The following is a 21,765-nucleotide window of genomic DNA, read 5'->3' as shown; positions in this document are numbered from 1 at the left end:
TTTTATTCTCCTTCGTTCTGATCCGTTTCGCTGTTTATCAGATCCTGTTTGGTGGATGTGATCACAAGTACCTCCTGGAGATTGCTGAAATCCACTGCAGGTGTAATATAACCGGACCGTGTCAGATTGTTGGAGTCTACCTGGATCTCGCTGATATATCCGATAAACAATCCCTGTACAAAGCGGCTGCTTACATGGGAAGTCACGACCTGCTCTCCCACTTCAATTTCATTATCGTTATTGGGAAGATTTTCAAAATGAATCCTTCCGTCAGATGCAAGCTTCAGGTCGCCGCGAACGATACAGATATCAGATGTGGACAGGACCATAGCGCTGATATTGCTGGAATCGTCGATGATAGAGCGGACCCTTGCATAATCCGGGCCTACTTCTGTTACGATCCCTACAAGTCCGCTGCCTGCCAGTACGTTACAGTCTACCTGGATCCCGTCGTTGCTGCCCTTGTCAATGGTAAAGTCATTGAACCAGTTGCTGCCGTTATTTGCGATCACATGGGCGCCGATCTTCTGATAATCAGAGTAATTTTCGTCCAGCTGATAGAGTTCGCGCAGCCGTTCCAGTTCGTACTGTTCCTGGCGAAGTCTGGTATTATCAATGGTAAGTTCATCCACTTTTGACTGCAGCTTCTCATTTTCTGTGCGGACTTCTTCCAGTGTGTCAAAATTTTCGGACAGGTCGCTCAGATACCGCCCTGCGTAACTAATGCCCTTCTGCATAGGGATAATGGTGTAGTTTGCAACCAGCCTGAGAGGCCCGCCGCCGTCGACAAACCCTTCAATGCCCAGAAGGATCACACAAACAACGGCCAGGATCAACAACCAGTATTTACTTGGCATCGAAGTCTGATTTTTTACTTTCATGATTATCTCATCCACCTATAATTTTCTTCCAGCATGGAATATGCCAGTTTTCTCAACTCCAAAGATCCGATGATTTTTTTCAGACCAGTGACGGAGCAGATGTCAGGTTCCAGGGATGTCCGGCAGCGGATGCCGGTCATTTCTTCAATGTAGGTCTCAAGTCCGGCGGTATGCGCGATCCCGCCGGTCAGAAAGATCCCGTTGTCTACGATTGCCCGCCGTACTTCCGGGGGCGTACGGTCAAGAAGAGACTGGATCGCACGGATACATTCCAGAAGCGGTTCCTTCATGGCAGCCCGTACCAGGTTGATGGAAATGGGTTTTTGCATGGGAACCCTTGTGATCAGGTCTCTTCCGGCAGCAGGGATGACTTCATCTACTTCACTGGTAAAGACGCCAAAACTTTTGCGGAGATTTTCCGCAGTGTGCCGTCCCACCAGAAAATCATGGCTGTGCCGGATCAGGTTGATCACGGCTTCGTCAAAAGTCCTTCCGCCGATTTTCAACAGGCGGTTCAAAACCATACCGCCGCCGGCAAGTACAGATAACTCTGTGGTCTCGCCGCCGAAATTGGCGATCATCAGACCTTTTGTGTTTTCCACATCCAGATTCAGGCCTACAGCGTCTGCGATCGCTCTTTCTACGATGTTTACTTCTTTTGCCTTGGCATTGGAATGGATCACCAGATCAAAGAAAGCCTTTTTTTCTACTTCTGTCACGTCGGTAGGGACAGCGATCACATATTCGGAACCCCGGACAAACTGGCGGTCCTTTTTCAACAGACTCTGCAGCAGAAACTGCATATCTGTGAAGCGTGATATCACGCCTTCTTTCATTGGGAAGACCACCTCAATAGAGGAAGGCGCTTTTTCATACATTTCATAGGCCTCGTCCCCTACGGCAAAGATTTCTTTTTTTTCAGTAAGAGCCAGGACGTTCTTTTCCTTCCATATAGTGTCTTTTTTCTTATCATAGACCTTGATGTCATAAGACCCGAGATCAAGACCGTATATATTTCTAGCCATCTTGTCAGAATCCTTTCTGCAATATGCCCTCCTCCCGGAAACTGATATAACAATTATTGCCAATAATGATATGATCTAACAACTCGATTCCAATCAGTGCGCCTGCATCCAGGATGCGTTTGGTTGTCAGCATATCTTCCCGGCTGGGAGTGGGATCACCACTGGGGTGATTGTGTAAAAGAACAATAGACACTGCATCCTTTTGCAGTGCTTCGATAAACAGTTCCCGCGGCGTGATCAGAGAGGAATTTACAGTTCCTCTGGAAATATTTGTCTCCCCGATCAGTCTGGCTTTGGAATTGAGCATCAGAAGCTTCATAACCTCCTGCCTTTCGTGCCGCAGATCTTCCATATAATATTGGGCAATCGTATCCGGACGGGAAAAATTAAGCGCGCTGCTGTAAGATGCTTTCGCAAGTCTTTTGGAAAGTTCTGATATGCAGGATATCTGGATCGCTTTTACCCTTCCGATGCCTTTGATCTTTTTTAGTCGTTCCATGCTGAACTGATGGATTCCCAGGATCCCGGTCTCTCCTGCGCTGTAAAGGATGCGTTTTGCAAGAGAAATCGCATTTTCTCCTCTGGTGCCCGTACGGAGCAGAACTGCCAGAAGCTCCACGTCTGTCAGAGCCGCGGCGCCAAGTTTTTCGCATTTCTCATAGGGCCGTTCTGCCTTAGGTATTTCCTTCATGGTATTTGACTGATTCATTTTCTCTTTAGATTCGTGCGATATTCCAGAATAAACTGTACTATAAGAAACGATAGATAAAAATCGAAAGAATCACGCCAATGATACTTGCAATGGTAATCTTTATCGAAAGACCAAAGGTAACAACCAGTACCCCCAGATTCAGCACGATCGGTTCGTCCAGGCCAAAGGACTGTCCGTAGGCAAGCCAGCTAAGAGCCGGTATGCCTTCCGCCAGCATCCCGATAAATCCCCCAAGTACGATTCCTGCCAGTAACAACAGAAATAAAGCCCAGGCGTTTTTACTTCCTGTTCCCTTCATATGTACTCCTCCTCATTTCAAGCTGTCTAACTCAAAACTCAATACATTTTATCATATTTCAGAAAATGTGTATAGGGAAATCCCATTAAAAAATTCTTAAACTTCCGCAGAATCAGGCAGGATCTGTCGAAGAAAAGGGACGGTAGATCTGACTGATGGCGCGTGCGATCCGAAGTCCGTCCATGGCGGCGGATGTAATACCACCGGCGTATCCTGCTCCCTCTCCGCAAGGGTAGACGCCCTGGACGGAAGACTCCAGAGCAGGGCCGCGCAGGATCCGGACCGGAGAGGAAGTCCGGCTTTCCACTGCGGAAATCACGGCGTCCGGCCTGGCATAGCCTGGAATCTTCCGGTCAAAATCCCGGATGCCTTCTTCAAGGGATTTGGAAATTTCTTCTGGGAAAATGGAGCGCACATTCGTCCAGTGGCAGGAGCCTTTGATCTGGGGAGTGATCTGTCCCGGCCCTGCAGACGGCCTGTCGGCGCAAAAGTCCTGAAAGAGCTGTACCGGGACAGCGCCCTCTCCCAGCCGATAAGCGGCTTCTTCCAACTGTTGCTGAAAGCTTACGCCGGCAAGAGGTCCGTCTCCGGGATAGTCGTCGGGGGTAACGGTGACGATCACGGCGCTGTTTGCATTTTTCCCACTTCTTCCGCTGTAACTCATGCCATTGACCGCCAGTTTTCCTGGTTCGGAGGAGGCATTTACCACATATCCGCCCGGACACATGCAGAAGGTATAGACGCTGCGCCCATTCGGGAAATTGGCGGTCAGCTTATAGGAGGCGGCCGGAAGACCGGAATCGACGGCGCCATACTGACTCTGGTTGATCATTTTCTGGGGATGTTCGATGCGGACGCCGACAGCAAAGGACTTGGCTTCCATAGGAAATTTTCGCTTTTCCAGCATGGAGAACGTATCTCTGGCGCTGTGACCGATCGCCAGCACAAGGACTTCCGTGTTAAGGACTTCTGTGACAGCGGGATCCAGCGTGTTTTGCGATACTGCCGCCTGAATGCGAGACCCGTCTTCCGTGTCTTTTGTCAGGATATCGGTCAGCCGGGTGCGAAAAGAAAATTCTCCTCCCATAGACTGAATGGCTGTCCGAATAGAACGGACTACCTGGATCAGTTTATCTGTGCCGATATGAGGCTTACTGTCGTAAAGGATTTCCGGTGAAGCGCCGTGTTCTGCAAAAATCCGAAGAACTTCTCGTCCCCTTCCGTCAGGGTCATGGATCAGGGTGTTTAGCTTTCCGTCCGAAAAAGTGCCCGCGCCGCCTTCGCCAAACTGCACGTTAGATTCTGGAAGCAGTTTTCCGGTTTTCCAGAAATTTTCTACCTCTTTGACCCGCTCGTCTACGGCAGCGCCTCTTTCCAGAAGGATCGGACGATACCCCATTTTTGCGAGAGCATAGCCGCAGAACAGACCGGCCGGTCCGGTGCCGCAGATAACCGGCCGGTGGCTTAGGGTTTTGGTACCGGAACTCTGATAAGAATAGGAAGGAAGCGAACCGCGCATCGTGACAGACGGATTTTTTTTCAGGCGATTTCGGAGGCGGTTCTCCTGCCTGATGCTGACTTCCACAGTATAGACATAGAAAAGCTCCGGTTTGCGTCTGGCGTCCAGGGAACGCTTCAGGATCCGAAAGGACTGCAGCTCGTCTGGACGGATCCTGAGGATGTGACAGATTTTCTTTTTCAGTTCTGTGTCAGTATGAGGAATTTTTAGTTTGATCTGCTGGATCTGAATCATAAGTTTAGGATCTCCTTTCTTCTTCGGAGGCGGATTTCCCGGCGATCATTCCGGAAATGACCGCATGGTGAATATTATATCCTCCGCAGATCCCGTCAACATCCAGAACTTCTCCGGCAAGAAACAGTCCGGGTTGCAGGCAGGATTCCATGGTGGCGGGCAGGATCTCTCCGGTAGAAACGCCGCCGGCACATACCTGGGCGTTTTCAAAGCCATTGGTGTCTTCTACGGAAAGGGAAATGTTTTTGCAGGCGGAAACCAGAAGATCCATCTGACCGTGTTCCAGATCAGGAACACGGATGCGCCCGGAAAGCTTTGCCTGTTTTAAGACAGGAATGATCAGTTTGTCCGGGAAAATACCGCACAGATAGTCTTCCAGTGTAAGTGACTGACAGATGCTTCCCAGATGTTGCTGTCTCTGGCGGAAAAAAAGTCGAAGCTGGTTTTCTGACATTTCCGGTACAAGATCCAGCTGTACAGCTACTTTCTTCTGCTCCAGCAGCCCCCGCGCTGCATAGCGACTGACCTGGAAAACAGGGATACCGGACAGTCCATAGGATGTAATCTGAAGTTCGCCGGTATCCTGGGCCGCTTCTTTTCCATCTATGGTAACTGCCACTTTTGCTTCGGTACGCACACCGGCAGCCTTTGCCAATGGGTGGTTCTCTATCTTCAGCTGCACCAGGGCGGGAACCACCGGGACGATGGTATGGCCGAAAGACCGGGCAATGGAGTAACCGCTCCCGTCAGATCCCTGTACCGGTGCGGCCTTTCCGCCGCTGGAAAGAATGACCCGACTGGCGCTGCATTTTTTGCGAACCCCGCCAGTGGAAAACCACACTTCAAATCCGCCGGCAACGGGGATAACGCCGGAGACATGTGCGCCCAGGATCACCTGCACCTGCAGCTCCTTCAGACGACGGACGAGAATCCTGCGGACAGAAGACGCCTGATTGGATCTTGGATATACATAGCCGTCCCGGTCTCTGACCGGAAGCCCCAGATCTTCAAAAAAACGAACCGTATCCTGCCACCGGAACCGCTCTGTCAGATGTTTGATCCACCGGGGATCTTCACTGCGGTAGCAGGCTTCTGTCATACGATGGTTGGTCAGATTACAGCGTCCGTTCCCGGTAACCAGTATTTTTTTCCCAAGTTCTGCTTTGTGTTCCAGGATTGTGATCCTGGCAGACGGGCCATGTTCTGCGGCCGTGATGGCGGCTGTCATGCCGGATACGCCTCCGCCGATGATGACAATATGCTTCATATCCTCTCTCCTTACAACAGATTATACGGTCAGGATCCCTTCGCGCACCAGATATTCCAGAGACATCAGGATTCCAAGTTTTGCATGAGGCCAGGTCAGGCCGCCCTGGAAATAGACGGCGTAAGGTGGTTTGATCGGACCGTCTGCAGAAAGTTCAATGGAGGAGCCCTGGACAAATGCTCCGGCCGCCATGATCACATCACTGTCGTAACCTGGCATTGCCCACGGTTCAGGAGTCACATAGGAATCTACCGGAGCGGCAGCCTGGATCCCGCGGCAGAAAGCAATGACGCCTTCCGGTTTTCCAAACGTTACCGCCTGTATGATATCGTGTCGGTCTTCCTTGCCGTCAGGAATTACCGGATATCCGAGTTTTTCATAGACATTTGCAGCAAAAATCGCGCCCTTTAAGGCAGAAGCCGTTACAGTTGGCGCCAGAAACAGACCCTGATAGAAAGACTGCATCACGCCTAAAGATGCGCCGACTTCTTTGCCAAGTCCCGGGGAGGTCAGCCGGTAGCTGCAATTTTCAATGAGCTCCTTTTTCCCGGCAATATAGCCGCCGATGGGTGCAAGGCCGCCGCCGGGATTTTTAATCAGGGATCCCACCACCATATCTGCGCCTGCGTCACTGGGCTCTGTTTCTTCTACAAATTCACCGTAGCAGTTGTCTACCATAACGATTACATCCGGCTTGATCTGTTTTACAAAAGAGATCAGTTCTCCGATCTGTTTCACAGAGAAGCTTGGACGGGTCTGATATCCCTTGGAACGCTGAATGGTGACCATCCGGGTTCTCTCATGAATGGCCTGACGGATCTTTTCATAATCAAAGGATCCGTCTGCAAGCAGGTCTACCTGTGAATAAGTGATCCCGTATTCTGAAAGAGAACCTTTGGAGGGACGGATGCCAATGACTTCTTCCAGCGTATCATAAGGCTTTCCGGCCGGCGACAACAGCTCATCTCCCGGTCTTAAATTTGCGGCCAGGGCAAGAGAAAGGGCGTGGGTGCCGCAGGTGATCTGTGGCCGGACCAGCGCATCTTCAGTATGGAATACAGAGGCATATACCCGTTCCAGAGTATCCCTGCCCAGATCGTCATATCCATAGCCGCTGGCAAACTGAAAGCAGGCGTCGCTGACCCTGTTTTTCTGCATGGCATGGATGACTTTGAGCTGATTGTATTCGGCAGTCTGGTCGATCTGTTCAAACCGGTCTTTTAGTTCACGGCAGATATTTTCTCCATACGTGACCACACTTTTTCGGATTCCCATTTTTTCATATAAAGCATCAATTTGTTCTGACATGTCTGTTTATCCTCTCTTTTGTCTGATTGTTTTTGGAATGGATTTCATTTTTATACGCCGTTACATGGCATCCATGATCTTGGTGCGGACCGCAGCACATCTGGCATCAAATTCCGGGTTCAGCGGCCGGATTTCCATGATCACATCTGCGGCTTCCCGGAATTTTTTCATATCATACAGCAAAGAGGCGCGGTTTAATTCATAAAGCGCCTGTTCTCCCTGTGTATGGATCAGCGGCTTTAGTTTCACAAGCTCCCGATAGGTCGCCTGTGGATTTCTGCTGCAGGCATAAACTTCCATAAGTGTGTTCATTCGTTTCAGAAACTTGGAACCCCCGAATAATTTTTCAAACATGATACTCCCTCCAGTTTTTTTATCTCTTCCAGCATAAATGCCAGTATCTTTTCTTCTTCATATTGAAAACAGTCTTTTGGCACCCAGATCACATGTTTCTCCCTCTTAAACCATGTGAGCTGGCGTTTTGCGAAGTGTCTGGTATCCCGTTTGATACGAAAGACCGCTTCTTCCAGACTGCAGCCGCCGGACAGGTACTCCAGAAGCTCTTTGTATCCAAGTCCCTGCATGGATACCATCTCTTTGCGGCAGCCCATTTCTTTTAGTTTCCTGACTTCATTCAGAAGACCGTCGTCCATCATCAGGTCTACCCGGCGATCGATCTGTTCATATATTTTTTCACGTTTGTCGGTCAGCACAAAATAAGCGAGCGCATACGGAGATTCTTTCTGCCGTTCCCTTCTGTTGTGTGCAGAAATGCACTCTCCGGTCTGCCGGTAATATTCCAGGGCGCGCACCACCCGTTTGACATTGTGCGGGTGGATTTCTTTTGCTGCCTGCGGATCCACTTCAGAAAGCTTCTGATGCAACGCTTCTGCCCCATGGTCGGCGGCGTATGTTTCCAGTTCTTTTCGGAGGGATCCACAGGACTCTTCCGCGGTAAAATCAATATCATAGATGACCGACTGGATATAGAATCCTGTCCCGCCTGTCAGAAGAGGAATATGCCCCCGGCTGTAGATGTCATCCATAGCGTTTTTCGCCATCTGCTGGAATTTCTGCACATGGAATTCTTCCCATGGATCCAGCACATCAATCAGATGATGGGGGATCCCTTTCATTTCCTCCAGACGGATCTTTGCGGAACCGATGTCCATATGCCGGTAGACCTGCATGGAATCAGCGGAGATGATCTCTGCGTCAATGGCTTTCGCAAGAGCGATGGACAATTTGGTTTTCCCGACAGCTGTCGGTCCGGTCAGGACAATCAATGGTTTCTTCATGATCACACAATCCTTTTAAATTTCTTTTCCAGCTCTTTTTTACTCATGGAAATGATCGTCGGTCTTCCATGAGGACAATGATAGGGGTTGTCCAGTGTCAGAAGTTCCAGGATCAGAGCGTCCACTTCTTTTGCGGACAGGTGCATGTTCCCCTTCACCGCAGCTTTGCAGGACATGGAAGCTATTTTTTCATCCAGGACTTCCGGAGACAGTTTTCTTGTAACTTCTTCGGATAAGGAGTCCAGCAATTCTATCAGCAGCTCTTTTTTTGCCAGACCGAACAAATTGTCAGGGACTGCGCGCACAGCAAAAGAGTCCTGTCCGAATTCCTCAATCTCAAACCCGATCTTTGTAAAGCGGTTCAGATGTTCCCGCAAAAGAGCAGCTTCCTGCATACTCAGGTTGAGGATGATGGGCGGACTGATCATCTGGGAAGTGTATTCTCTGGAATGCATGCTTTTTAATGTACGTTCGTACAGCACCCGTTCATGGGCGGCGTGTTGGTCTATGATATAAAGCTGATCCTGAAATTCTATCATCCAGTAGGTTTCAAACACCTGCCCGATCATCCGGTAAAACGGTCTGCTGGAAGGCTCCAGAAACCTGTCCTGAAAGAGATTTAACTGGGTTGTCTGTGCAGGCTCTCCGGTCGGTTCTGCCGGCTTTTTCTGCCCGGAAAGCTTCGGATGTTCTGACTGTTCTTTCGGTGAGAAAGAGCTGACAGCCTCCCGGATCCGGTCGGTCTGGATGTCCGGCCGGAAGATCTGGTTTTTTTGGGGAACCTCTGCGGAAGACCTGCGGTCATGATAGGACTGGACCCGTTTTCGCATCTGTTCCATAAAGTAATCAAGATCCCGCTCTTTGGATGGTATGGCAGTATTTCTGTCTGCAGTTGTTTTACCGGCGGCTGGTTTGCCGGAATCTTTTTCCTGTGCCGCAGGCGCCTTTTCCTGTTCCGGGACAGCGCCGGGTACAGGGAAAGACGGGGAGTCCAGTTCGATTCCAGGGATCAGTTCCCGGGAATGCAGACTCTTGCTTACTGCCTCATAGACAGTATTATAAACGGCCTGCTGGTTTTGGAAACGGACTTCCATTTTCGCCGGATGAACATTGACATCCACCTTATCTGTGTCCAAAGTGATCAGCAGCGCGGTAAACGGATATTTGTGCTGCATGGAAAAATCTTTATAAGCGTCTTCAATCGCCCGGGACAGGATCTGGCTTTTCACATATCGTCCGTTGATGAAATAGTTTTCAAAATTACGGTTGCCTCTGGAAATCACAGGCTTTCCAAGATAGCCTGTGATAGAAAGTCCTTCTGCCTGCATGTGGATTTCCAGGAGATTGGAGGCGATCTCGCGGCCGTAAATGTGATAGATCACATCTCGTAAATTGCCGTTGCCTGAGGTATGGATCCTGGATTGTCCGTGATTGATGAATTGAAAGGAAATATCCGGATGGGATAAAGCCATATGGATCATCAGATCGCTGACATGCCCGGCTTCTGTCATGGGAGTTTTCAGAAATTTTCTGCGCGCCGGCGTATTGTAAAAGAGCTGACGTATAATAAAAGTTGTGCCGTCTTTTGCGCCGGTTTCTTCCAGTCCCTCTTCTTTTCCGCCGGCGATCCGGTAATGGGTCCCGAAGGGTTCTGAAGCAGTCTTGGTGATCATTTCTACCTGGGAAACGGCGGCGATACTGGAAAGCGCCTCGCCGCGGAAGCCCAGAGAGTGAATGTGGGCAAGATCTTCTGCCGAGCGGATCTTACTGGTTGCATGCCGCAGAAAAGCAGCAGGAACTTCGGCATGATCGATGCCGCAGCCATTGTCTGCGATCCGTATATAGGAGATCCCTCCGTCTTCAATTTCCACTGTAATGGCAGTCGCTCCTGCGTCTATGGCGTTTTCAGCCAGTTCTTTTACAATGGACGCAGGACGCTCTACCACTTCACCGGCGGCAATCTTGTCAATCGTCACCGGATCCAGCACCTGTATTTTACTCATAATCTACCACCTGTTTTTCAATTTGTTCTGCAATTGATATAAAGTATTTAATGCGTCGATCGGAGTTAAGTTGGCCAGATCCAGATTTTCGATCTCCTGGATCACATCGTCATCTTTTACCGTATCAAACAGTGACATCTGGGCCAGATCTACTTCATCATAGCGTCTGGGCTTTCCTTTGGGAGTTCCTCCGGTCTGGACGGCGATATCTTTGATCCGGGTGGTGATATCTGCCTGGACCAGTTCTTCTACGATCTCTTTTGCCCGGCTGGTCACAGACTCCGGCACTCCGGCAAGACGCGCAACCTGGATGCCGTAACTTTTATCGGCTCCGCCTTTTACGATCTTGCGGAGGAAAATAATATCGTCGCCTTTTTCTTTGACAGCGATGCAGTAGTTATTGACATTGCTGATTTTGCCTTCCAGTTCTGTCAGTTCATGGTAATGAGTTGCAAAAAGGGTTTTTGCTCCCAGAAGCTTGCTGTTGCTGATGTGTTCGATCACAGCCCAGGCAATGCTTAGGCCGTCAAACGTACTGGTCCCCGCGGCCGATCTCGTCCAGGATCAGGAGACTTTTGCTGGTGGCATTTCGCAGGATATTGGCAACTTCCGTCATTTCCACCATAAATGTACTCTGCCCGCTGGCCAGGTCGTCGGACGCCCCGACTCTGGTAAAGATCCGGTCAACCAGACCAATGTTTGCGCCGGAGGCGGGAACAAAAGATCCGATCTGCGCCATCAGGACGATGAGGGCAGTCTGACGCATATATGTAGATTTTCCAGCCATATTGGGGCCTGTAATGACAGAGATCCGGTTTTTTTTGTCGTCCAGATAGGTGTCATTGGCAATAAACATGTCTGCCGGGATCATTTTTTCTACCACCGGATGCCGTCCGTCTTTGATATCAATCACGCCTTTTTCATTGATCTTTGGCCTTACATAGCGGCCGCGCTCTGCCACAAGCGCAAGGGAGGCAAAGACATCGATACTGGCGACTGCTTTTGCAGTTTTCTGGATACGGAGGACTTCAGCGGCAATGGCATCCCGGACTTCGCTGTACAGCTGGTATTCCAGAGCATACAGCTTATCTTCCGCCCCAAGGATGGTGTCTTCCAGTTCTTTTAGTTCCGGAATAATGTAGCGTTCTGCATTGGCAAGGGTCTGCTTTCTGGTATAGTATTCAGGTACCATATTTTTGAAAGAGTTGGTAACTTCCAGATAATAGCCGAATACTTTGTTGTAACGGATCCTTAAATTTTTGATCCCTGTTTTTTTCCCGTTCCTGCTCCTCTAATTTCGCGAGCCATTCTTTTCCGCTTGATTTTGCGTTCCGAAGACGGTCTACTTCCTCGTGGTAGCCGTCCCGTATGATGCCGCCTTCCTTCATGGCAATGGGCGGTTCATCGGTAATGGCTCTGTGGATCAGATCGCAGAGATCTTCCAGGGGATCCAGATCCTGCCAGATGCCTTTAAGCAGTTCAGAGTGCATGTCCTGAAGAATACATTTGATATGCGGCAGCATGGACAGGGACCGTTCAAATGCGATCAGATCCCGCGGATTTGCAGACTGATAGGTAATCTTGCACATCAGTCGTTCCAGGTCGTATACAGAGGATAGATACTCCCGGATCTCTTCTCTTGAGATGGCCTGATCCTTTAATTCTTCCACTGCATCCAGACGCTGCTCGATTTCTTTTTTTACGATCAGGGGCTGCTCAATATATTTTCTTAAGGTCCGGGCGCCCATGGCAGTTTTGGTCTTGTCAAGGACCCAGAGAAGGGAGCCTCTCTTTTGCTTTTCCCTTAAGGTTTCACAAAGTTCCAGATTCCTTCTGGTGGAACTGTCAAGAAGCATATATTTTCCGCTTGCGTACACCGTCAGGTTTGTGATATGAGAAAGATCCTGCTTCTGCGTTTCCAGAAGGTATTTCAGGAGCGCTCCGGCGGCAATGATTCCACTGTCATAATCAGCCAGGCCTAGCCCTTCCAGCGCAGCTACATGAAAATGGTCTTTCAGTGTGCCGGCACAGATCTCATCATCAAAATACCAGGCGTCCAGCGTATATATGGTAATGCCGAATTTGGTTTTTAAAAGATCGAGATCCATTCCGCTCATATAAAAAGCCTCATTGCATATCAGCTCTGAGGGCATATACCGGTAGATCTCGTCAAATAGTTTTTCACTGTCAGCAATCTCGCTTACAAAATAGTCGCCGGTGGTCACATCAGCGACAGATACGCCGTACCTGTCGGCAATATAGACCACACACATGATGTACTGGTTCCTGGTCTCGTCCAGCGCCTGGGTGTCAAGATTGGTTCCGGGAGTAACGATACGCACCACGTCCCGTTTCACCAGGCCTTTGGCAGTGGCCGGATCCTCCATCTGTTCGCAGATGGCTACTTTATAACCTTTGGACACCAGCCGGTTCAGATAACTGTCTACTGCATGGTACGGGACGCCGCACATGGGAGCCCGTTCTTCCAGTCCGCAGTTTTTTCCGGTCAGAGTGATTTCCAGCTCTCTGGATGCGGTCAGGGCGTCCTCAAAAAACATTTCGTAAAAATCACCTAATCTATAAAACAAAATGCAGTCAGGATATTCTTTTTTTGTTTCCATATACTGACGCATCATAGGGGTTAATTCAGCCACTCTTATTCTCCTCTTCTGTTAAGAAATTTACATTTTATTATAGCATTTCTGCATGGAATAAGAAAGGGATATTTTTTTCAATTCCGCTTTCGTGCATCACAGGAAATGAGGGCTGGGCCGTATCTCCTGAAACAGCCAGAATCCCAGATAACCCCCGATCAGAATGCCGCAGGCACACAGGCCGGAAAAGAGAACGGCAAAAGGAAGACAGATCTGGCCGAACAGCTGCAGAGGCTGGTCACTGTAGTCCCAGATTGTAAACCCCAGCCATTTATTAAAGATGATCCCGGTGATAAATTCCAGAGAAACTACAAAAACCGTACATCGTATAATCTGGATCCACAGCGGATCCACCCATCTGGTAAGCTGCGCCTGTACCGTACAGAATACAAGGCTAAGTCCTCCAAGAAGAAACATGGACCAGTGGGAGAACCCGCGGAATAAAAGCTCAAAACTATAATACAGACATCCGCCAAGTCCGGATAAAAAAAGATATTCGCTGATCTTTCTCATAAAAAACGCCCCCACTATCGTCATACACCATAGTTTGAGCGTTTTTTTGAAAAATTATAGATGGCAGATATTGCTAGACTGCCTGTTCTCCAAGATAGTAAAATCCTCTGCATTCTGTTAAGTGTACAGGGATCAGTTTCCCGATCAGATCCGGATTTCCCGGAAAATGGACCAGAAGATTATTGCTAAGTCTTCCGGTTACCATAGAAGGATCGTGTTCGCTTAAGGATTCCACCAGGACTTCCTTGGTAGTTCCCTCATGGACGGAACAGGTCTTTGCCGCGATGTCCTGGACTTCTTTTAGCAGACGCTGGAAGCGGTCTTTTACGACTTCTTCCGGTACCTGATCTTCCATTGCGGCTGCGGGAGTGCCGGTGCGCCTGGAGTAAATAAACGTAAAGGCGCTGTCGTACTGTACTTTTCTGACCAGATCCAGCGTTTCCTGGAAATCTTCTTCTGTCTCACCCGGAAAGCCTACAATGATATCTGTAGTCAGGGAGATCCCGGGAACCGCTTTTCGGATCTTGTCTACAAGAGCAAGATACTGTTCTTTGGTATAGTGCCGGTTCATTTTTTGAAGGATCCGGCTGCTTCCGGACTGGACCGGAAGATGCAGATGCCTGCAGATCTTTTCGGACCGGCTCATGACCTGGATCAGTTCATCAGAAAGGTCTTTGGGGTGGGAGGTCATAAAACGGATCCTCCTGATTTTGTCGATCTTTTCAATTTCAGCTAAAAGGGCGGCAAACGTCACAGGAGTGTCCAGTGTTTTTCCGTAAGAGTTGACATTCTGGCCAAGAAGCATGATCTCCACAACCCCATCGTCTGCGAGACGGCGGATCTCGTCCAGGATGGCCTGGGGACTTCGGCTTCTCTCACGCCCGCGGACATAAGGAACGATACAGTAACTGCAGAAATTGTTGCATCCGAACATGATATTGACGCCGGACTTGAAGAAATATTTTCTCTGATTCGGAAGATTTTCTACAATCTGTTCGGTCCCTTCCCAGATATCGATTACAGGTCTGCCGGTGGCAAATCTTTCTGCGATCAGTTCTGCAAATTTAAAAATGTTGTGGGTTCCAAAGATGATGTCTACAAAAGGATAACTCTTCTTTAATTTTTCGATCACTTCTGGTTCCTGCATCATACATCCGCAGAGTCCGATCATCATATGCGGATGTTTCTTTTTCAGGGGTTTGAGCTGTCCGAGACGGCCATAGACTCTGGTGTTGGCATTCTCACGCACAGTGCAGGTGTTGTAGATCACAAAGTCGGCAGATTCTTCCGGCGCTTCCCGGTAGCCGATCTCCAGCAGGATTCCCCGCAGTTTTTCGGAATCCCGCGCGTTCATCTGACATCCGAATGTAGTAACGCAGAATGTCAGGGGCCTTCCCAGTTTTTGTGAAAGCTGCTGCACATAGAGACGTGCTTTTTCTATGTAATAGTATTGTCTGCCCGTCTCATCGGCGGGAATTTCATCAGACAAACTGATGTCCAGATTCATCGTATTCATAACCGATTCCTTTCAATGTATTTTTCACTTCTTCTGTACTGGCTCCCATGTCTTCACACAGGGTAGAAAGATCCGGGTACTGATCCCGAAGACGGGTGTTGACTACGCTAAGAAGCATAACCGGATCTTTTGGCAGTTTCTGCAACATATCAGGCATCTCCTTTCCGGCCGCCGAACTTTTTCCCAAGATCCGTGATGCTTCCGTCCGGCTCCTGGATTGAGATCTGATTCAGCTGACTGCGGAGATTTTGCTTAAATGCGTCAACATATTCTCTCCGGAGGATCTGCTGTTCTTTCTTTTCCTCCGCAGTCAGTCCCTCTGCCTTTGATTTGTGATATAATTCATTGATCCTTGCAATCTTTTGTTCATCCATGACAAGTCCTCATTTCTTTGCATTTTTTCGCACGTTCTTTATCTTACACTATCCGGCAGATAAAGTCCATGTTTTCCTGTCTAGCTGGAGTAATTTTCCAGAAATCCGTACAATTCCTGTTCGTTTTTTATATATTTCCCATTTCGGATCTCTTCCCGGATCAGCGCCGGAAGTTCATCGTAGGAGATGTCGGTATATTCATAGGGCGTTTTGCGGTCGCTGAAGTAGACAACAATATAACCGTTGACTTCAAAAAGAAAATATCCCTCTTCCTCTTTCTTGGAAGCCGCTCCCTCTGTCACAACCGCTTCGTTTTTCTGGGTGTGTTCAGCGGCGGCCCTTTCTTTTGCCTTGTGATACGTCAGCTGATACGCGCAGGTGAGCGCCAGGATCAGAAGGATTGAAATTGTAAAAAAACCAATACCATACTTGCGGTTCACAGGATCCACTCCTTTTTTAAGTACAGTATTGGTCAGAACTAATTTGATTTATACAAGTTTTCGTAAGGTTTTTTTCAATCAGAAGCCCTTCCCGTTCCGGGTAAGAATAGGTTTCGCTGTCGCGGATGCAGGCGCAGACAAATGCGTGAGAAGCCTGGATGCTCTCCAGAAGCGTATATCCCTGCAATAGCTTTGCAAGAAACATTCCGTCAAACGCATCGCCGGTGCCATGGTAATCACTTAACTTTTCTCCGTTTCCAAGATAGAGAAATGCCTGATCTTCATAGAGGACCATGCCTTTTTTGCAGTCATCTTTGGGGACACTGGTGATCACCATATCCCTGGCGCCATAGGCCATAAGCTCTTTACACAGGGCGAGTACGTTCCGGTGATCGCCGGTGATCTGATAGGGACGGCCGGTCAGAAGAAAACATTCGGTCAGGTTTGGAAGGATCACGTCGGCGTAAGGCAGCAGCCTTCTGACAGCCCGGCTGTATGATTCATCAAAGTTCTGATAATAATTTCCATTATCTCCCATAATCGGATCCAGGATCATTTTTGTTCCGGAGAACTGTTCCAGGAAATAAATCACGGCGTCCACCATATCTGCATGTCCGAGATATCCTACAAAGATAGCGTCAAACTGAATCTTCTGGCTTATAAAATGATCCGCACATTCACGGATAAAGGAGGGATCGATCTTTGCGATGGCCGGTTTACCATATCCGCCGGTGTGGGTGGAAAGGAGCATGGTAGGCACCGGACAGGCTTCGATTCCCATTGCGCTTAAGATTGGCATCATATTGGTCAGAGCGGCTTTCCCCACGCTGCAAAGGTCGTGGATCAGCGCAACTTTTTTCGTCGGTTTCATGATGGCTTTACTCTCCTCTGAACAGGTGTAGTTTCTGGCAGATGTTTACCAGGGTCGCGCCCTTTGGCATATCCAGGACTTCTTCTTTTGTCACTCCGCCAAACAGGACCAGAGCCGCTGCATACGCAAATACAGCCGCAGGGATGGCAATTATGGTTGCCACATGTTCTCCTGCAAAGAGTTCAAATAACAGATGTACCACCAAGGTGACAACGCCCATGACAGCGGAGGCCGCGGTCGGGATCATAAAGGTCAGTTTCTGTTCCTGGATATAACTGATCCGTCCCCGGAGGGTGTGTGCATTCAGAATGCAAAGCGCTCCGGAAAAGACGATCTTACTCAATACAACTGCATAAATATTCCACTCAAAGACTACCATCATAAGCAAAAGGGAAACGACATGGATTCCCAGTGCGATGGCCGAGTTCTTCACCGGCGAGATCATGTCGTCCAGACCCTGAAGTACCGAGGTTGTCACAGTGGAGAGACAGAAAAAGACCACAGATATGGCTCCGATCTGAAGCATGCGCGCGGCTGTTCCGTTGTCCTGCGTAAAGAATAAAAGATCCAGGATTGGTCTTGCAAGCACCAGAAAACCTACTGCACAGGGGATTGCAATACACATGTTAAAGCGGACCACGGAAGTGATCTTCTGATGGATCTGCTTGCGGCTGCCCGTCTGCACGGTAGCGACAAGACTGGGGATCAGAGAAGCGCCAAGAGCTGTCGCGACGGAAAGAGGTACATTGATCATGGTGGCATACTGGCCGCTTAAAATGCCAAGCAGGCTTGCATATTCTGTCTTTTTATATCCCTGTGCCGCCATAATATTACTAAACAGAGCATTGTCTACAAAATCGCTGATGTTGGAAACCGTCGCACTTAAGATGACCGGTACAATGGTAATAAACAAAACTTTGTAAACCTGCTGGTAACTTTCTTTTCTGCGGCTTTTATCTCTTCGCATTTTTCGCCGGAATACTTTAAGATATGCCCAGGCAAGCAGGGCGATAAAAAGCAGGGCAAAGAAAGCGCCGGCAATGGTTCCCACAGTTCCTCCTGCAGCTGCGTATGCAGGACCAAAAGACTGGTTTTTGCTGCTTTTTGCAAGATCAAGACCAACCTGGAGCAAAAGGTATGCTCCGGCAACAGAGGCAACTGCATTGACAATCTGCTCCAGAATCTGGGAAACAGCCGTCGGCACCATGGATCCGTTTCCCTGGAAAAAACCTCTAAGAACACCCAGAAGCGCGACTACCAGAATACAGGGCGCAAGTATTCTAAGCGCATAGACGCTCATATCCATTGACATAATATCTGACGCAATAAATTCGGCGCCAAAGAAAATAATAAGCGCAACCAGTCCACCGGACAGCAACGCAAAGGCAAAAGCGCCTTTGAGCACTTTATAGGCATTCCGGTACTGGCCCACGGCAATCCTGGCAGAGACCAGTTTGGAAACTGCCAGCGGAAGGCTGTAGGAAGTCAGGGTGAGAGCTACGGTATAAATAGAAAAAGCGACACTATAATAGCCCATTCCTTCATCGCCTACAATATTCATCAGAGGAATACGATAGACAGCGCCGATGATCTTTGTGATCACACCGGCGATGGCAAGAATGGAACCCTGAACCATGAAATTTTTTTCTTTTTGTTTTGCTCCCATATATTACTCCAACTATCTTTTGTTATTTGCCTTCGGTCAGCGAGGGATGCCTGCTTTTTCCATGATCATCCGCTGGAGATCTTCCATGCAGGCGCGTTCATCTTCTTTCATATGGTCATACCCTGTTAAGTGTAACACAGAATGCACGATTAAAAAAGAAAATTCTCGTAAAATGGAATGACCGTAATCTTTGGCCTGTTCCAATACTTTATCTTTGGATATCACAATATCGCCCAGCATCAGCTCGCCTGTTTCCGGATCAAAACAGTCTTCCATTTCCTCCAGACGGCTAAAATCCCCGGGCGAAGGAAAGTCGATCATTGGAAAAGACAAAACGTCAGTTTCCCGGTCTATCTGCCGAAATTCTTTGTTCATCCTGCGGATTTCTTCATTGGTAGTCAGCAGTAGATTAATTTGCGCTTCATAGGGGCACATCAGCACATCCAGCGCGGTCCTGGCGGCAAACTCTGCAGTTTCTTCACAGGAGAGCGGCAGTTTCACCGCTCCTTCTTCATCAAAATAAATGGTCATGAGCGTCTCCTTTTTTCTCTGGAAGTTTTCCGTCCGCCCCGTCCCCGGCTTTCCCGGCTCTCATATTCTTCGTATGCCTTAACGATCTGCTGCACCAGGGGATGTCGTACAACATCTTTACTGGTCAGATTACAGATGCTGATGTCATCGATATTTTTTACAACAGATACAGCTACGTCAAGTCCGGAGATCTGTCCCTGGGGCAGGTCTTTCTGGGTGGCGTCGCCGGTCACAACGACCTTGGAGCCAAATCCGATCCGGGTCAGGAACATTTTCATCTGTGCGGGCGTTGTGTTCTGGGCTTCATCCAGGATGATAAACGCATTGTCCAGCGTTCGTCCGCGCATATATGCCAGCGGAGCCACCTCGATCAATCCTTTTTCAGAATTTTTCAGAAAGCTTTCCGCGCCCATGATCTGGTAAAGCGCATCGTAGAGTGGTCGTAAATATGGATCGATCTTACTTTGCAGATCGCCGGGCAGGAAGCCCAGCTTCTCTCCTGCTTCAATGGCCGGCCGGGTCAGGATGATGCGTCCGACTTCGTTGTTTTTAAATGCCGTGATCGCCATAGCCATGGCAAGATAAGTCTTGCCGGTACCGGCAGGTCCAAGACCGAACACGATCATCTGCCGGCGGATGGCGTCCACATATTTTTTTTGATTGATGGTTTTTGGTTTGATCGGCTTTCCCTGAAGCGTATGACAGATAATATCCTTATCTATCTCCAGAACATTGTCTTCACTGTCATCCATGGTAAGAGAGATCGCATAATCCACATTCTGTTCCTGGATCGTGTTTCCCCGTTTTGAGAGTTCTGTAAGCTGCAGGAGCACCTTTTTTGCTTTTTCCGCAAGGGCCGCATCTCCCATGATCTTTACATGTTCTTCTCTGGCGATCAGGGTGACGCGAAAGGCTCTTTCCAGCTTCTTTGCATAAACATCAAACTGGCCGAATACATTACGCTGGTGTTCGGCAGGTATTTCGATTACTGTTTCTGTAAATCCCATGTATTCTTCTCCTTTTCCTCTTCCGATGATGCCGGAGCTTTCGCAGGCTTTGAGACGCCGATCGGTGTGAGGACTTTAAGCTTTCCTGAGGCAGCCGCCTCCTGAGACTCTGTGTATATTTTAACATTATTCTCAATAATTTCTACCCCTTTTTTCTCCAAATCCTCTTTATAGCGTGAAAACGAGGCGCTTAAGATCTTTTGCACAGCCTGCAGGCCCAGTGTTTTACGGCGGGGAGTATAAGGGCTTGCAAGACGACAGCCGTAAGAGACCGGAAGGTCCAGGCTCCCGATGGAAAGATGTCTCTCATAACCCCAAAAGGTCCAGTTTTTATAGTTGTTTTGAATTCCTCCAAAAGAAAAACGAAAGGATCCCACCTGGAGAAAATTTTCTCTTTTTTGCACAGAATCATAGGTTTTCTCAACGGAAGACATGGCTGCCGTGTCATGATAAACAATCTGTGCTTCGGCTGTGATCCTGGCATCGGCTCTTCGAAACTGATATCCGGTTACTTCTTTTGCATCGTTCAGGATCGGCACCTGGCCGGACACCAGGATTTCTCCCTTTTTTACCGAATCTCCCGCTTCCACCAGGGGGACGCCTTCCAGTGTCACGATCTCCCGGATTATTCCGTCCAGATCGGCCACAAGATCAAAGCCTTTCCAGGAAGCCGAAGAGGGATCGTCGTCTGTCTCTTTGCCGGCATCTGCCCTGTATTCATTTTCTTTGATCTGTATCCTTAAGCGGGATCCGTCTATGGAAACAGACGCCCACAGGATCTCATCGTAAGTCTTTCTGATTTCGGATGCGATCCGGGAACAGTTGATCTGTGTTTTTTTCATGCCGCAGGAAATATTGTTTTCCCCCAGGTATTTTAAAAGCGCTTCGTCAGTACAGGTTTGATTTCCGCTAAATTCAATGCTCCAGATGCGTCCGGAAAGAAGATGAAGCAGGAAAATGCAGAGAAAAAAGCCAAGGATCAGCCCTCTCCTTTTGCGGTATCTGGACCGGAAAAAGGGAAGGCCCGCCCGGTGTGTCACAGTTACTTTGGTTCCTGTTTTTCGGACGAGCTTTCGGATTTTCAAAAAATCTCTGACAAAAAGACAGAGTTCATATTCTCCTGCCCGGACCGGACAAAGATCCCACAGACGGATCCCCCGGCGTACGCAGTTGTTTAGAAAATGCTCTGTGAAAGGGCCGGATATCCGGATCCTTACATATCCAAAGAGGTACTGCTGAAAACGGCCGGCCATTTTTATATATCCTCCCGGCGCAGATAGAGAACAGAGGTTATTTTCCCGAAAACGGTCATTTCATATTCACCATAGGAGCGAATCTGTATATTTTCTCCGCCGATATGGAGAAATCCGTCGCAGATCACAACCCGGATCAGGGTATCCGTATACTCCAGGATGCCTCTGTAGTTTTCCAGTCTAAGTTCGGAATGCCCGGTTATGGTAAGGACAGGGACTCCCGGGGTTATGTCTTTTGGGATTTCCGCCCACTCGGCGATTTTACTGTTGCGATGATCTGCTTCTTTCTGTCTCATAATCATTTTGTAAATACCGCCGGCAAATGTTATTAAAACATATGTAAGAGAAAACAAAAAATATGTCTGTTGATTTTACTTTTTATAATTTTTACTTAT

The 21,765-nt window shown here is 48.6% G+C and carries 21 protein-coding genes and 1 pseudogene; all 22 read right to left on the bottom strand.

Annotation, left to right across the window (positions count from 1 at the left end; genetic code table 11):
- Positions 1–2: 2 nt before the first annotated feature.
- Positions 3–881, bottom strand: a complete 879-nt coding sequence (mreC, locus tag ABGT54_RS07550) for a rod shape-determining protein MreC (protein WP_346663527.1) — start codon at positions 879–881, stop codon at positions 3–5.
- A 2-nt stretch (positions 882–883) separates the two neighbouring features.
- Positions 884–1,906, bottom strand: a complete 1,023-nt coding sequence (locus ABGT54_RS07545) for a rod shape-determining protein (protein ID WP_346663526.1) — start codon at positions 1,904–1,906, stop codon at positions 884–886.
- Positions 1,907–1,910: 4 nt separating this feature from the next.
- Positions 1,911–2,615, bottom strand: a complete 705-nt coding sequence (radC, locus tag ABGT54_RS07540; protein ID WP_346663525.1) for a DNA repair protein RadC — start codon at positions 2,613–2,615, stop codon at positions 1,911–1,913.
- A 40-nt stretch (positions 2,616–2,655) separates the two neighbouring features.
- Positions 2,656–2,916, bottom strand: coding sequence for a DUF4321 domain-containing protein (locus ABGT54_RS07535; RefSeq protein ID WP_346663524.1), 261 nt, complete (start codon positions 2,914–2,916; stop codon positions 2,656–2,658).
- A 112-nt stretch (positions 2,917–3,028) separates the two neighbouring features.
- Entirely contained in the window at positions 3,029–4,669 is a 1,641-nt protein-coding gene (locus ABGT54_RS07530; protein ID WP_346663523.1) for an FAD-dependent protein, read from the bottom strand.
- A 4-nt stretch (positions 4,670–4,673) separates the two neighbouring features.
- Positions 4,674–5,936 (bottom strand): NAD(P)/FAD-dependent oxidoreductase, encoded by a 1,263-nt coding sequence (locus tag ABGT54_RS07525; protein WP_346663522.1) that lies wholly within the window; start codon positions 5,934–5,936, stop codon positions 4,674–4,676.
- Positions 5,937–5,957: 21 nt separating this feature from the next.
- Positions 5,958–7,244: a methionine gamma-lyase family protein gene (locus ABGT54_RS07520; protein ID WP_346663521.1), complete on the bottom strand. Its 1,287-nt coding sequence runs from the start codon at positions 7,242–7,244 to the stop codon at positions 5,958–5,960.
- Between the two features lie 60 nt (positions 7,245–7,304).
- A complete protein-coding gene (locus ABGT54_RS07515; RefSeq protein ID WP_346663520.1) occupies positions 7,305–7,598 on the bottom strand; it encodes a hypothetical protein in 294 nt (97 codons plus the stop codon).
- Positions 7,562–8,542, bottom strand: a complete 981-nt coding sequence (miaA, locus tag ABGT54_RS07510; RefSeq protein ID WP_346663519.1) for a tRNA (adenosine(37)-N6)-dimethylallyltransferase MiaA — start codon at positions 8,540–8,542, stop codon at positions 7,562–7,564. Before miaA ends, ABGT54_RS07515 begins: the two co-directional genes overlap by 37 nt.
- Before the next feature lie 2 nt (positions 8,543–8,544).
- Positions 8,545–10,545, bottom strand: a complete 2,001-nt coding sequence (gene mutL, locus ABGT54_RS07505; RefSeq protein WP_346663518.1) for a DNA mismatch repair endonuclease MutL — start codon at positions 10,543–10,545, stop codon at positions 8,545–8,547.
- A 3-nt stretch (positions 10,546–10,548) separates the two neighbouring features.
- Positions 10,549–13,181 (bottom strand): annotated as a pseudogene (mutS, locus tag ABGT54_RS07500) (DNA mismatch repair protein MutS).
- 114 nt (positions 13,182–13,295) lie between these two features.
- Positions 13,296–13,712 carry a hypothetical protein gene (locus ABGT54_RS07495; protein WP_346663517.1) on the bottom strand — a complete coding sequence of 139 codons (417 nt, stop codon included), beginning with the start codon at positions 13,710–13,712 and terminating at the stop codon, positions 13,296–13,298.
- 73 nt (positions 13,713–13,785) lie between these two features.
- Positions 13,786–15,228, bottom strand: coding sequence for a tRNA (N6-isopentenyl adenosine(37)-C2)-methylthiotransferase MiaB (gene miaB / locus ABGT54_RS07490; protein WP_346663516.1), 1,443 nt, complete (start codon positions 15,226–15,228; stop codon positions 13,786–13,788).
- The gene (locus tag ABGT54_RS07485) at positions 15,194–15,376 is read right to left on the bottom strand and encodes a DUF4250 domain-containing protein (RefSeq protein ID WP_346663515.1); all 183 of its coding nucleotides are present in this window, start codon (positions 15,374–15,376) and stop codon (positions 15,194–15,196) included. Before ABGT54_RS07485 ends, miaB begins: the two co-directional genes overlap by 35 nt.
- Position 15,377: 1 nt before the next feature.
- Positions 15,378–15,602, bottom strand: a complete 225-nt coding sequence (locus ABGT54_RS07480; RefSeq protein ID WP_346663514.1) for a DUF896 domain-containing protein — start codon at positions 15,600–15,602, stop codon at positions 15,378–15,380.
- Positions 15,603–15,682: 80 nt separating this feature from the next.
- Positions 15,683–16,042, bottom strand: a complete 360-nt coding sequence (locus tag ABGT54_RS07475; protein WP_346663513.1) for a hypothetical protein — start codon at positions 16,040–16,042, stop codon at positions 15,683–15,685.
- Between the two features lie 16 nt (positions 16,043–16,058).
- Positions 16,059–16,913: a pyridoxamine kinase gene (locus ABGT54_RS07470; RefSeq protein WP_346663512.1), complete on the bottom strand. Its 855-nt coding sequence runs from the start codon at positions 16,911–16,913 to the stop codon at positions 16,059–16,061.
- Positions 16,914–16,920: 7 nt separating this feature from the next.
- Positions 16,921–18,579, bottom strand: coding sequence for a polysaccharide biosynthesis protein (locus ABGT54_RS07465; protein WP_346663511.1), 1,659 nt, complete (start codon positions 18,577–18,579; stop codon positions 16,921–16,923).
- Between the two features lie 36 nt (positions 18,580–18,615).
- Positions 18,616–19,110, bottom strand: a complete 495-nt coding sequence (gene ybeY, locus ABGT54_RS07460; protein WP_346663510.1) for an rRNA maturation RNase YbeY — start codon at positions 19,108–19,110, stop codon at positions 18,616–18,618.
- On the bottom strand, positions 19,107–20,117 hold the full coding sequence (locus ABGT54_RS07455) for a PhoH family protein (RefSeq protein WP_346663509.1): 1,011 nt from the start codon (positions 20,115–20,117) through the stop codon (positions 19,107–19,109). The genes ybeY and ABGT54_RS07455 overlap by 4 nt, the downstream gene beginning before the upstream one ends.
- A complete protein-coding gene (locus tag ABGT54_RS07450) occupies positions 20,096–21,370 on the bottom strand; it encodes a sporulation protein YqfD (RefSeq protein WP_346663508.1) in 1,275 nt (424 codons plus the stop codon). Before ABGT54_RS07450 ends, ABGT54_RS07455 begins: the two co-directional genes overlap by 22 nt.
- Positions 21,371–21,372: 2 nt before the next feature.
- Positions 21,373–21,672: a YabP/YqfC family sporulation protein gene (locus ABGT54_RS07445; RefSeq protein WP_346663507.1), complete on the bottom strand. Its 300-nt coding sequence runs from the start codon at positions 21,670–21,672 to the stop codon at positions 21,373–21,375.
- Positions 21,673–21,765: the final 93 nt, after the last annotated feature.

Source organism: uncultured Merdimonas sp. (assembly GCF_963929015.1).
Classification (GTDB): Bacteria; Bacillota; Clostridia; order Lachnospirales; family Lachnospiraceae; genus Merdimonas.
This window is presented reverse-complemented; position numbering and strand designations above follow the sequence as displayed.